The organism is Pseudomonas sp. MPFS (genome assembly GCF_022537035.1).
GTDB classification, from domain to species: domain Bacteria; phylum Pseudomonadota; class Gammaproteobacteria; order Pseudomonadales; family Pseudomonadaceae; genus Aquipseudomonas; species Aquipseudomonas sessilinigenes.
Genome location: NZ_CP066123.1, coordinates 372,537 through 385,565, shown reverse-complemented (window position 1 = coordinate 385,565; position 13,029 = coordinate 372,537). Strand labels below are relative to the sequence as shown.

Here is a 13,029-nt window from a genome sequence, read left to right as displayed (position 1 = left end):
TGCGGCTATGGCGTTTGAACGCTCTTCTACCGTCGAAACAAAAAGCCCGCCCACATGGGATGGTGGCGGGCCTTTTATCACTCTGAAATATGGCTCTTAGCCACAGGCGTTAAGACAAATCCTATCCGTGGCCTTAACAACGTGTCAATTTCGTGAATCTTCTTAAAATAGCTGAAAATATTCTAAGAACTGCGGGCTAGAGCATTGCCAGCTGCACGCTGTGACTGTCCACGAACTGCTCGAAATGAGTCACCTTGCCATCCTTGAGCGTCCACAGATGGGCTACCCGCACATCAATAGGTTTGCCCGAGGCCTTATAGATGCCCTGGTAATTGCCATAGGCGACCACTTTGTCACCCTCGGCCACGTAGCTGTCGACCTTGAACGTGAAGTCCTGCCACTCCGAGCCCAGGCGCTTGAAGACATGCTCCAGCACTTCGTCGAAGCCGACATAGGTGCCGGCATAGGGAAAGCCCGCCGCTTCGGTCCAGCGTGCATCGGGAGCCAGGGCCGCCGCGGTGTTACGCGCGTTTTCCTGGGAGTTGGCGCCTTCGTAGGTGCTTTTGATCAACGCAAGGTTATCCATGGGTGACTCCACTGGGTTCAGGTGAGATCAGGGCGTGCAACCGTCCAGGCCACAGCTTGGGGCAACGCCATCATAAGGGCCGCTACCGGCGCCCAGGGAGGTCTTCAGCCACTGGGCGAAGGCCTCGGGTTTACCCAGCCAGGGGCTGAGGTCAAGCAACTGGAAGTGCCCGTCGCGCTCCAGTGCCAGGGTCGGGAAGCCTTGCCCGCCAACCTGGGCCAGCAGCGCACGGCTGGCTTTTATATGCTCGTCAAGCTCCTGCGCCACGACCCGGTCGAGGCCTTCGGCGAAGGCCTGCGGAGCAAAGCCCAGTTCTTGTGCCAGTTCCAGCAGCACCTCGCGATCGGCGATTCGCCGCCCTTCAAGATAGTGCGCGGTCTGCAACCGTCCCAGCAGCTCCAGGCCCCGGCCTGCCAAGGCTTGGGCCGTCAGCACGGCAGCGATGGGCGGCGCCGAGTCGAACACCGCCGAGTGGTCGCGCAGCAACCCCTCGAAATAGGCCTGGCCGAACGGCTGCCCGGTGTACTCGGCAATACGCCGATCGTGAGGCATGACGTAGTCACGCAATTGTGGCGATACCGGCTGGCGGTTGCGGCCGGTCATCATGCCGCCGGCATGGGCCACCACCGGTACCACTGCCTGGGCAGCCTGCACCAGCGGTTTGGCGCCATAGCACCAGCCGCACAGCGGATCGTAGATGTAATGAAGAGTGGCCGAGGACATACGAGGCTCCAGCAGGATCTTGGGAATTCGACAGGGCCCAGACTATGCCCCGCGGGCCAACGGAAAAACCTCGAAATGGCTTTTAGTCTGTTGCCGTAACCGGTCGAATCTTTCCATTTGAGTAGCGCCAGCGGACGAATCATTGGCTGGAATTGAATTGATAGCGCTTTGAAATAATTTGAAACAATAGACTCGATCGCGTCTTAGCAAATAATTAACATACGTAAATAGCAAGCATTACCATTCGCACCCTTCGAATTTCCTCCTCTCGGATGCGCTTCATAATGCCTGCCCATTTCCGCCTCACCCCTTTGTCCCTAGGGCTCTGCACCCTGCTGGCCAGCGGTTTCGCCTGCGCCGCCGGCACCACCCTGCCCACCACCTCCATTCGTGCCGAGGCAGGGAGCAGCCCCGACGACCCCCGGGTCAAGGAAGTGAGCACCGCGACCCGCACCTCGACGCCTGCGCGCTACGTACCCCAGGCCATCGATACGGTGAAGACCAGCAACCTGCGCGATTACGGTACCAACGACCTGGGCAGCGCCCTGGGCGGTATTCCCAACGTCAGCAGTAGCGCCGACACACGCTTTGACAGCATCCGGATTCGTGGCTTCGACGCCAGCAACGACTTCTACCTGGATGGCATCCGCGACGACAGCCAGTATGTGCGCGACCTGCACAACATCGAGCGGATCGAGGTCCTCAAGGGCCCGGCAGCGGTGCTCTATGGCCGTGGCAGCCAGGGTGGCATCGTCAACCGGGTGAGCAAACTGCCCGAAGCCGGGCGCCGTTCCAGCGTCGAGGTCCAGGGTGGCAGCCAGGACCTGCGTAGCCTGTACGCCGACCTCAGCGCCGACCCGACGGACAACATCAGCTTGCGCCTGAACCTGGGCAACGAGGACAGGAACAGCTTCCGCGATGGTATCGACGGCAATCATCGCCAACTGTTCGCCCCCTCCATGAGCTGGCAACTGAGCCCGGACCTGAACTGGCTGGTGCAATACGAGTACAGCCGCTACGACCGCACTCCCGACCGTGGTATCCCGGGTAACCCGCTGACCGGACGCCCGGCCGATGTCAGCCGCAAGACCACCTATGGCGACACCCAGCGCGACTACATCAACGACCGCGCCCAATCGCTGCGCTCGCGCCTGAGCTATGACCTCAACGACCAGTGGCAACTGCGTCACAGCTTCAGCCTGTTCAAGCTGGAGAGCGATTTCGACAACACCTACCTCACAGGCTACAAACCGGCGACAGGCCTGGTAGACCGCCAGCGCTGGCAGCAGGACCTGAGTACCCGCAACCTGTACAACACCGTCGAGCTCGAAGGCCATGTGCCAACCTACGGCATCGAGCACACATTGCTGGCGGGCCTGGAAGTAGGCGAGCAACGCCGCCACTCGCTGCTCAATCAAGGCGTCGGCGTGCCCGGCGCTCCCCTGAGCGGCGCCACCGCACGCCAGCAACACAACGGTGCGATGAAGGTATTCAGCAACAACCTGACCAACGTCGACAGTGCCGGCCTATACCTGCAGGACCAGATCCGCCTGAACGACGAGTGGCAGTTGCTGGCCGGCGTACGCTTCGACCGCTTCGAAGTGGAAACCACCAGCAAGCTTTCAGGCCTGCAGGAAAAGCAGGACAGCACCAGCACCAGCCCACGTGTGGGGCTGGTCTACACGCCGTGGAAAGATCACTCGTTCTACGCCTCCTGGAGCAAGTCCTTCGCCCCGGTTGGCGGCGGTCTTATCGGCATCTCTCCGGGAGCCAAGGGCAATACCAACCAGACCGCTCCCGAGCTGACCCGACAGAAGGAAATCGGGGTCAAGAGCGAGTGGCTCGACGAGCGCTTGAGCACCACCCTCGCGCTGTACGAAATCGAACTGTACAACCGCCGTACAGAAGACCCGCTGAACAAGGGAACCTACCTGCTGACGGGGCTGCAGCGTTCACGCGGCCTCGAACTGACCGCCACCGGCAATGTGGTCGGCAATTGGTATGTACGAGGAGGCATCGGCCTGCAGGACGCCACCATCGTCAAGGACGACAACGGTAACGAGGGCAAGCGCATCAACGATGTGGCCAAGCGTAACGCCAGCCTGTTCGTGACCTGGAAACCCGAGCTGGGCTGGTATGCCGAGACCGGCCTGACCCTGGTGGGCGATCGTTTCGCCGACAACGCCAATACCGTGGCGCTACCCGGCTACGGCCGCTGGGACGCCCTGGCCGGCTACCGCCACAAGGACTGGGATGTGCGCGCGGCGCTGAACAACATCGCCAACCGCGACTACTACAGCTCCGCCACCAGCGCCTACCAGATCCAGCCGGGCGACCCCCGCAGCCTGGTGGTCAGCGGGACCTACAGCTTCTGATCCGTGCGAATCGCAGGCGAAAAAAAAGCGCTGCCATCCTGGCAGCGCTTTTTACAATCCATTGTCGTTCTATCCTTTCACCACATCCCACAGTGCTTGCAGCTCCGCCTCGCTGAGCAATCCAGCGGGGTAACGCTCGATGATGATCCGGCGCGGATCAGGTTCCCTCATCTGACGCGTGCCATTGGATTTCAACCATTGCACCAGAACCTGCAGTGACTCATTACTCATTGCCAAGGGATGCGATGCCCGCTCGCTGACCATGTTCATTCCAGCGCTCTCTCCCGGTATCTGAGCGGCCTAACTTATCCAAGGTTTATGACAGAACATCAGAGTTCCACATGTCTCAGAATCACCACAGGTCCGATACAAGAGCTGTGCCAATGTGCCCGGCATACGGGCATGCGGCCATGAAAAAGCCCGCAACCCATCTGGGCTGCGGGCGCTATGAAGAATCTCAGGATGGGCCGGGTTTGTTGACCGTCACGCAGTCGACAACTTCTGTTACAACGGCACTCAAATCCGGTGGGGGGCGGGCTGCTGTTGGGTAAGGCAGTGGATGTTGCCACCGCCCAGTAACAGTTCGCGCCCAGGTACCATCACCACTTCGTGCTCAGGGAACAATTGCTGCAGGATCGCCTTGGCGGGTGCGTCCATCGGATCATCGAAACTCGGGGCGATGATCCCGCCATTGACGATCAGGAAGTTCACGTAGGAGCCGGCCAGGCGCACCGATGGGTTGCGCTCCTGGCTGCCTTCTACCGCATCGACTCCGGCGCACTCTTCCTCGGTGGCATACAGCGGCCCGGGGATCGGCATCTTGTGCACCTTGAACGCGCGGCCCTTGGCGTCGCGGGTGTTTTCCAGCACCTGCATGGCGGCCTGGCAACGAGGGTAGTTCGGGTCCTGCGGGTCGTCGGTCCAGGCCAGCAGCACTTCGCCCGGACGCACGTAGCAGCAGAAGTTATCCACATGGCCGTCGGTTTCGTCGTTGTACAGGCCGTCCGGCAGCCAGACGATCTGTTCCACCGCCAGGTGATCACGCAGCACCGCCTCGATCTGCTCGCGAGACAGGTGCGGATTGCGGTTGTGGTTGAGCAGGCATTCCTCGGTGGTGATCAGGGTGCCTTCGCCATCGACGTGGATCGAACCGCCCTCGAGCACGAAGCCCTCGGTGCGGTATTCCTGGCAACGCTCTATCTCCAGCACCTTGCTGGCCACCTGCTCGTCACGATTCCACGGCGCGTACAGGCCGCCCTCGAAGCCGCCCCAGGAGTTGAAGCCCCAGTGCACGCCACGTACTTCGCCGGTGTCGTTGATGACGAAGGTCGGGCCGGTGTCGCGGACCCAGGCGTCATCGCTGGACATCTCCACCACGCGGATATTGGGTACGTCCAGGCGTGCCCGGGCGTTTTCATACTGGGCCGCGGACACCGCCACGGTCACCGGTTCGAAGCGGGCAATGGCCTTGGCCACTGCGGCATGGGCCGCCTGGGCTGGCTTGCCGCCCAGGCGCCAGTTATCCGGACGCTCGGGCCAGATCATCCAGGCCTGGGTCTGGGTGGCCCATTCGGCCGGCATGTAGAAACCGTCGGCGCGCGGCGTGCTGTGCAAAGTACTCATAGTGTTCAGGACTCCAGGGAACCGTCGAGGGTTTTCAGGGCGCCATAGAGGTTCGGACGGCGGTCACGGAAACTGCCCCAGGCGCTGCGGATGTGCTCGAGCTCGTCGAGGTCGAAACTGTGCACAAGGATACCTTCTTCGGTCTGGTTGAGCTCCTGGACCTTCTCGCCGAACGGGTTGGCGATAAAGGACGAACCGTAGAAGGTGATGTCGTAGCCGTCCTGCTCCTCGTTGCCGATGCGGTTGCTGGCCACCAGCGGCATCAGATTGGCGCCGGCATGGCCCTGTTGCACCCGCTGCCAATGGTCGCGCGAGGAAATGCTCGAATCGTGGGGCTCGCTGCCGATGGCGGTGGGGTAGAACAGGATCTCTGCCCCCTGCAGGGCCATGCTGCGCGCGCACTCGGGGAACCACTGGTCCCAGCAGATGCCCACGCCAATCTTGGCGTAGCGGGTGTTCCACACCTTGAAGCCGGTATCCCCCGGATTGAAGTAGTACTTCTCGTGGTAACCGGGGCCGTCCGGGATATGGCTTTTACGATAAATCCCGAGGTTGCTGCCATCGGCATCGATGATCGCGATGCTGTTGAAGCGCGCCCGGCCAGCCAGTTCGAAGAAGCTGATGGGCAGCACCACTTGCAGCTCCCGGGCAAGCTTCTGGAAGTGCGCGATGGCCGCATTGGCCTCGGTCGGCGTGGCCAGTTGCAGGTAGTCCGGATTGGGTTTCTGGCAGAAGTACGGAGTCTCGAACAGCTCCTGGATCAGGATGATCTGCGCGCCCTTGGCGGCGGCTTCGCGCACCAGCTTTTCAGCGGTGTCGAGGTTGGCCTCAAGGTCCCAGGAACAGGCCATCTGGGTAGCGGCGACGGTAACGGTACGGCTCATGGATCAACTCCTGGGCGAATGGACGCAGTCGAAGACAACGGATGAAAGCGTGCGGGCAGGGCAATTTTCTGCCCGACGACGGCCACTTTATATCCGATAAAAATCGACTTTAGAAGCTAATAAAATCCAATTAATCAACAAATATCGAAATAAATCCGATAATAATCGATTTAAGCCATTTCAATACCTAGGCTGTCCCCATGGCCGGCACCCGCCCCAGCAACCTGGACATGCGGCGCCGGCCCATGAGGGGCCAGGCCTAGAGTTCTTCGCCCAACACCTTGGACAGCATGTCGACGAAGAAATCGACGCTCTGCCGGGTGGTGACCATCGGTGGCTTGATCTTGAGAATATTCAGGTAGTCACCGGTGGGCTGCATGAAGATGCCCAGCTCGCGCAGGCGCTCGCACAGCAGGGCGGTTTCCTCGGTAGCCGGTTCCAGGGTCTGGTGATCGCGAATCAGCTCCAGGCCCAGGTAGAAACCCGAACCATGCACCGCCCCCACCAGCGGATGCAGGGCCTTGAGTGCCTCCAGGCGCTGCCGGAAGTGCCGTCCCACGACCCGGGCGTTGTCCCAGAGCCCCTCTTCACGCATGACATCCAATACCGCGATGCCAATGCGGCAACTGACCGGGCTGCCACCGGACGAGGAGAAGAAGTACCCTTCGGCCTCCAGCGCCTCGGCGATCTCACGCCGGGTGATCACTGCCCCCAGGGGCTGGCCGTTGCCCATGCCCTTGGCCATGGTGATGATGTCCGGCACCACGCCTTGCTCCTGGAATCCCCAGAAGAATTCGCCCATGCGGCCATACCCCACCTGGACCTCGTCGGCGATGCACACCCCACCCCGCTCCCGGACCCGCTGGTAGACCTCACCCAGGTAGCCCTTGGGCAGCGAGATCCCACCGGCGTTGCCATACACCGGCTCGCAGATGAAACCGGCCAACTGGCGCCCTGTTTCGTCGAGCTTGGCCAGTTGCTGGTCGACGCTGCGCAAGTACTGCGCGGTGGTGTCCGGGCCCCGGAACTCGCCACGATAAGTGTTGGGGGCGGTTACCGGGTGGACCCAGTCCGGGCGGCTGGTGAGGGCCTGGGGGTTATCGGCGATCGAGGTGGAAACCGCATCGGCAGCCACCGACCAGCCGTGGTAGGCCTCCAGCACGCTGAGCATGTCGCGTCCACCGCTGTAGGCCCAGGCCAGGCGGATCGCCAGGTCGTTGGCCTCGGTACCACTGTTGACCAGGAACACCCGGTCCATGGAGTCCGGCGCCAGCGCCAGCAATTGCTCGGAGAACTCGGCGATGGCCGCATAGTGAAAGCGCGAGTTGGTGTTGAGCAGCGACCACTGGCGCGCAGCTTCGGCGGCCATCCGCGGGTGGCCATGGCCGAGCACCGCGACATTGTTGAGCATGTCCAGGTAGGAGCGCCCCTGCATGTCGATCAGGTGGTTGCGCCAGCCGCGCTCGATCCGTGGTGGATCGACGTAATAGTGCTTCTGGGTGCGGGCGAAACTGGCATCGCGCCGGGCCAGCAGGGCCTGGGCATCCACCTCTGGCTCAGCATCGCAGGCCAGCCCCAGCAGTGCCGCCGGCGAGGGGCACAGGGCCTGCCAGGCCATGGCCCGGGTCGGGGTGCAGAACAGCGGTGGATCGAGCTCGGCGCCCCGGCACAATTGCACCTTGAGCCGACCGTCGGCCGCCACGGCCCCCAATACCTGGCCCTTGACCAAGGCGGCTCCTGGTTGCAGCGCCGCCTCGACACCCCACAGGCGCAAGCTCAGCCCTGGCCCATCAAGGCGCAACAGGCCGCCAGCGGCCGTGTGCAGGACACCGGCGAACGGGGCTTCCACCGTGGTGCCCGAAGGCACTTGCAATTGGACATGCACAGGACAGGTTTGCGGCTCCAGCGCGCTGTCGGGACGGGTCTGCGACAGGCGGTATTGGCCATAGCGACTGGCGGCCAGGCCATGAGCAACCCCCGCTTCGGCCAGCAGGCGATCGTCGATTCCCGGTTGTTCCCAGTTACCGGCCTCGAAGTGCGGGCTCAACACCCCCAGGTCGATCAGGGCGAACTCACGCCCTACCAGGCTTGGCAACAGCGGAGCAAAGCCCTCGCTGGCGATGGCCGGCAGCGACTGGCCGACAGCCCCCAGAATCGCCGCCTCCATCAGTTCGAAAGGCACGGAAGAAGCGACCCGGAAGATTTCCCACTCGTGATTCAGGTTGGCGCGGCTGTATTCGTTGCCCGGATCGATACCGACCTGCTGCTCACCGCTGAGTACCAGCACCGCGGCCCGGGCAACGATCAGAGGCCACAGCGCCAGCAACTCCGAGCGCTGCAGCGGATTGACCTGGTGGTAGGCCTGGATTGCCGGCAGGATGCGCAACGGATCGCCCTCGGCGTGATGCAACAGCGACGCGCAAGTCACCGACAGGTCGGTGATGCGCCAGGTGCGAACCAGATCACCGAAATCGATCACCCCCTGCAACTGCCAATGCCGTGCCGCGTCTCGGCGCCAGACGACGTTGTCGTCGGTGATGTCCATATGGATCGCCTGTACCGGCAACTGCTCGACCAACGGTCGCAGGTGACGCTCGGTGCGCTGTGCTGCCGCCGCGATCAAGGCGCGTTGCCGGGGATCCTCGATCACTGGCAGCAAGTGCTCGATCAATGCCTGGGCATGCCGGGCATCCCACTGCAGGGTGCGCTCGAGCCCGGGATGCTGGAAGTCCGCCAGGGCCAGGTCCATCTGCCCGCAGAGCCGCCCCAGGCCCGCGACCAGCTCGATGCCCAGGTGTGGCAGATGGGTCAGGGAGCGGCCTTCTATATAGTCGAGCACGCGTACATGCAGGGTCTGTCCGGCAAGCTCCAGGGTCAGCAGGTCCGCACCGTTCTTGGCCGGAACGACCCGAGGCACCCGCAATTCGGGATGCTGTCGCAAATGCCCGAGGCCTTCATGCTGCGCCTGCAACTCCAGGGTGGAGTAGTCGCCACGGCAGATCTTCAGCACAAAGCGGCCTTGCGGGCTGTCGAGGCGGTAATTGAGATCCTGCTGGCTGCCCAGCGACTGCAAGGAACCTTGCAGGCCGTAGTGGGTCTGCAACAGCTCCAGCGCTTGCTGCTCGGTGACCTGTGGACTGGGCAGGCTGGCACGGTGGATCAAGGTGGCGAGCAACATACAACGACCCCGGTAATTGTTATTGGTCGCTTATATCGCCATTGGCCAGGGCGATACGCAAGTGCTCGCGCTCCTGAACAGCCTCCACCCAGGCTGCCACACGGCCTTACCAGACGGTATTCGATCCCTCATGGCACAAACGATGAGCAGTGCCTATTGCACCGCGAGCTTCGTGCCGACAAGCTATGCTGCATTTTTGCAGTAAATGATCTCTTTCAAAGGACACAGGCCACCTCACATGCGCATTCTCGTCACCGGCGGAGCCGGTTTTATCGGCTCGGCTTTGGTCCGTCACCTGATTCAGCACACGGAACACGAGGTGCTGAACCTGGACAAACTGACCTACGCAGGCAACCTGGAGTCGCTGCATAGCATCGCCAGCAACAGCCGCTACGAATTCGTCAAGGCCGATATCATCGACCAGGCCACCGTCAGCGCAGTCCTGGCACGCTTCCAGCCCCATGCGATCATGCACCTGGCGGCCGAATCCCATGTAGATCGCTCCATCGATGGGCCATCGGACTTCATCCAGACCAATATCGTTGGCACCTACAGCCTGCTGGAAGCGACGCGCGCTTACTGGCAGCAGCTGCCCGAGGCGGAAAAAGCCGCCTTCCGCTTCCACCATATCTCCACTGACGAGGTCTATGGCGACCTGCATGGCGTCGACGACCTGTTCACCGAGACCACGCCCTACGCTCCCAGCTCGCCTTACTCCGCGAGCAAGGCTGCATCCGACCACCTGGTCCGCGCCTGGCAGCGTACCTATGGCCTGCCGGTGCTGATCACCAACTGCTCCAATAACTACGGTCCATTCCACTTCCCCGAGAAGCTGATCCCATTGGTGATCCTCAATGCCCTCGCGGGCAAGCCTCTGCCGGTCTACGGCAACGGCCTGCAAGTACGTGACTGGCTGTATGTGGAGGACCACGCACGAGCCCTGTTCAAGGTCGTGACCGAAGGCGTGGTAGGCGAGACCTACAACATCGGCGGCCATAACGAACAAAAGAACATCGATGTGGTGCGCGGTATCTGCGGCCTGCTGGAAGAGCTGGCCCCGGAAAAACCAGCAGGCGTGGCCCATTACACCGACCTGATCACCTTCGTCCAGGACCGTCCTGGCCACGACCAGCGCTATGCCATCGATGCCAGCAAGATCGAGCACGAACTGGGATGGGTGCCAGAAGAAACCTTTGCCAGCGGGCTGCGCAAGACCGTGCAGTGGTACCTGGACAATCTCGAATGGTGTCGTCGGGTACAGGACGGCAGCTACCAGGGCGAACGCCTGGGTTCCACCAACATCAAGGATCTGATTGCATGATCAAGGGCATTGTTCTGGCGGGCGGTTCCGGTACTCGTCTGCACCCCATCACTCTCGGCGTTTCAAAGCAGCTGTTGCCGATCTATGACAAACCGATGATCTATTACCCGATATCGGTTCTGATGCTGGCCGGTATCCAGGACATCCTGATCATCTCCACTCCCCAGGACTTGCCGCAGTACCGCAATCTGCTGGGTGATGGAAGCCAGTTCGGGGTGCGTTTCAGCTACGCCGAACAACCTTCGCCGGATGGCCTGGCCCAGGCATTCCTGATCGGTGAGGAATTCATCGGCAACGATCCGGTCTGCCTGATCCTGGGCGACAACATCTTTCACGGCCAATACTTTGGCGAGCAGTTGCGCGATGCTGCCAAACGTACTAACGGCGCCACGGTATTTGGCTACTGGGTCAAGGATCCAGAGCGCTTTGGCGTCATCGACTTCGACAATGAAGGCCGCGCACTGTCCATCGAAGAAAAACCCAAGCACCCCAAATCCAGCTATGCCGTCACCGGCCTGTACTTCTACGACAATGACGTGGTGCAGATCGCCAAGGCAGTCAAACCTTCGCCCCGTGGCGAGCTGGAAATTACTGACGTCAACAATGCCTACCTCAAGCGTGGCGATCTACATGTGGAGCGCTTTGGCCGGGGCTTTGCCTGGCTCGACACTGGCACCCACGATAGCCTGCTGGAAGCCTCGCAGTACGTGCAGACCATCGAACACCGCCAGGGCCTGAAAGTCGCTTGTCTGGAAGAGATTGCCTACGAGAATCACTGGATCAGCCGTGAACACCTGCTGGAACGCGCCGCGTATTTCGGCAAGACCGGCTATGGCCAGTACTTGTTCACTCTCGCGGGAGAAACACAATGAAGGTCACTTCGACCGACCTCTCCGACGTACTAATCATCGAACCCAAGATGTTTGGCGACGATCGTGGCTTTTTCTACGAAAGCTTCAATGCCAAAGCATTCAAGGAAGCCACAGGACTAAACAAAGAATTCGTTCAGGACAATCATTCGCGCTCGGCGAAGAATGTCTTGCGTGGCCTGCATTATCAGATCGAGCACTCCCAGGGAAAGCTCGTCCGAGTGATTGCAGGAAAGGTATTGGACGTGGCCGTCGACCTTCGACGCCACTCACCCAGCTTTGGACGCTGGACCAGCATTCTCCTGTCCGCAGAAAACAATCGGCAGTTATGGATTCCAGAAGGCTTCGCTCACGGTTTTGTAGTCCTGAGCGACTTTGCCGAATTTCTCTATAAAACGACCGATTACTACACACCGTCCGCCGAACGCTGCATTCGCTGGGATGATCCGACCTTAGCGATCGACTGGCAGTTGCAAGGAGCTCCAATACTCTCGGCCAAGGACCAGAATGGCAAAAGCCTGAACGAAGCCGAGCTGTTCCAATGAACACGCCCTTGAAGATCCTTATCAGCGGCCAGCACGGCCAGGTCTCCCGCGAGTTGCAACAGCGGCTCGGGGACCTGGGCGAACTGCTGGTCCTGGGGCGCGACCGGCTGGACCTGAGCCATCCGGATCAGATCCGCCAACAGGTCCGGGCACTGCGCCCGGACCTGATCATCAATGCCGCGGCCCACACCGCGGTCGACCAGGCCGAAAGCGAGGCGGAACTGGCCTACGCGATCAACGCCACCGCGCCCGGGATCTTCGCCCAGGAAGCCTTCGACCTGGGCATCCCCTTGATCCACTACTCCACCGACTACGTGTTCGACGGCAGCAAGGACACGCCCTACGTGGAAGAGGACGAGCCCAATCCGCTGAGCGTCTACGGCCAGAGCAAGCTGGCAGGCGAACGGGCGATCAACCTGGTCGAGGGCCAGCACCTGATCCTGCGTACCAGCTGGGTCTATTCCAGCCACGGCAAGAACTTCTTGCTGACCATGCAACGCCTGTTACAGGAGCGGCCGGAACTGCGGGTGGTGGCCGATCAGGTCGGCGCCCCGACCTGGGCCGGCACCATCGCCAACAGCACCCGGGCCCTGATCGAGCGCTGGCGGGCAGGTACTCCGGGGGCCTGGGGCACCTACCATCTCACCGCCCATGGTGAAACCTCCTGGTTCGGCTTCGCCCAGGCTATCGGCGAGCAATTGCTGGCCATGAACAAGCCTTGCGCGGTGCTGGAGGCCATTGCGTCCAGCGCCTATCCGACCCCGGCATCACGGCCGCTGAACTCGCGCCTGGACTGCACCCGCCTGGCTCGGGAATGGGGCGTGATCCAGCCGGACTGGCACACCGCTCTGCGCGAGTGCCTTGCCGAACAGGGCTAAAGCCTGTCGACGTTTGGCCGGGCACCGCGGCCCGTTACCAAACGTCG

11 protein-coding genes are annotated in these 13,029 nt (G+C 61.6%); 5 read left to right on the top strand and 6 right to left on the bottom strand.

The genetic code is table 11. The annotated features are described in order from the left end of the window. Positions 1 to 196: 196 nt before the first annotated feature. Together I9018_RS01640 and I9018_RS01635 are read right to left on the bottom strand one after the other, a co-directional pair. Complete coding sequence (locus I9018_RS01640; RefSeq protein ID WP_241108585.1) at positions 197 to 586, bottom strand: nuclear transport factor 2 family protein; 390 nt, start codon at positions 584 to 586, stop codon at positions 197 to 199. Positions 587 to 613: 27 nt separating this feature from the next. Further along, a complete protein-coding gene (locus I9018_RS01635; protein WP_241108584.1) occupies positions 614 to 1,309 on the bottom strand; it encodes a DsbA family protein in 696 nt (231 codons plus the stop codon). Between the two features lie 284 nt (positions 1,310 to 1,593). Between I9018_RS01635 and I9018_RS01630 the strand changes: the two genes are divergently transcribed. Beyond that, complete coding sequence (locus tag I9018_RS01630) at positions 1,594 to 3,684, top strand: TonB-dependent siderophore receptor (protein WP_241108583.1); 2,091 nt, start codon at positions 1,594 to 1,596, stop codon at positions 3,682 to 3,684. A gap of 69 nt (positions 3,685 to 3,753) precedes the next feature. Here the strand turns inward: I9018_RS01630 and I9018_RS01625 are convergent, their stop codons facing one another. The 4 genes from I9018_RS01625 to I9018_RS01610 all read right to left on the bottom strand — a co-directional run bounded on the left by I9018_RS01625 (position 3,754) and on the right by I9018_RS01610 (position 9,369). Beyond that, complete coding sequence (locus I9018_RS01625) at positions 3,754 to 3,954, bottom strand: hypothetical protein (RefSeq protein ID WP_068580235.1); 201 nt, start codon at positions 3,952 to 3,954, stop codon at positions 3,754 to 3,756. Between the two features lie 246 nt (positions 3,955 to 4,200). Then, the gene (gene aguA, locus I9018_RS01620) at positions 4,201 to 5,307 is read right to left on the bottom strand and encodes an agmatine deiminase (RefSeq protein WP_068580233.1); all 1,107 of its coding nucleotides are present in this window, start codon (positions 5,305 to 5,307) and stop codon (positions 4,201 to 4,203) included. A gap of 5 nt (positions 5,308 to 5,312) precedes the next feature. After that, positions 5,313 to 6,191 carry an N-carbamoylputrescine amidase gene (gene aguB / locus I9018_RS01615; RefSeq protein ID WP_124345513.1) on the bottom strand — a complete coding sequence of 293 codons (879 nt, stop codon included), beginning with the start codon at positions 6,189 to 6,191 and terminating at the stop codon, positions 5,313 to 5,315. A 259-nt stretch (positions 6,192 to 6,450) separates the two neighbouring features. Beyond that, positions 6,451 to 9,369: an aminotransferase gene (locus I9018_RS01610; RefSeq protein WP_241108582.1), complete on the bottom strand. Its 2,919-nt coding sequence runs from the start codon at positions 9,367 to 9,369 to the stop codon at positions 6,451 to 6,453. A 238-nt stretch (positions 9,370 to 9,607) separates the two neighbouring features. Between I9018_RS01610 and rfbB the strand changes: the two genes are divergently transcribed. From rfbB to rfbD, 4 genes are read left to right on the top strand one after another with little or no spacing between them, the layout of a single operon-like run. Continuing rightward, positions 9,608 to 10,690, top strand: a complete 1,083-nt coding sequence (gene rfbB, locus I9018_RS01605) for a dTDP-glucose 4,6-dehydratase (RefSeq protein ID WP_068580226.1) — start codon at positions 9,608 to 9,610, stop codon at positions 10,688 to 10,690. Continuing rightward, positions 10,687 to 11,562, top strand: a complete 876-nt coding sequence (gene rfbA, locus I9018_RS01600) for a glucose-1-phosphate thymidylyltransferase RfbA (protein ID WP_241108581.1) — start codon at positions 10,687 to 10,689, stop codon at positions 11,560 to 11,562. Before rfbB ends, rfbA begins: the two co-directional genes overlap by 4 nt. After that, positions 11,559 to 12,104, top strand: a complete 546-nt coding sequence (gene rfbC, locus I9018_RS01595) for a dTDP-4-dehydrorhamnose 3,5-epimerase (protein WP_068580221.1) — start codon at positions 11,559 to 11,561, stop codon at positions 12,102 to 12,104. The genes rfbA and rfbC overlap by 4 nt, the downstream gene beginning before the upstream one ends. Continuing rightward, on the top strand, positions 12,101 to 12,982 hold the full coding sequence (gene rfbD, locus I9018_RS01590; protein WP_241108580.1) for a dTDP-4-dehydrorhamnose reductase: 882 nt from the start codon (positions 12,101 to 12,103) through the stop codon (positions 12,980 to 12,982). Before rfbC ends, rfbD begins: the two co-directional genes overlap by 4 nt. Positions 12,983 to 13,029: the final 47 nt, after the last annotated feature.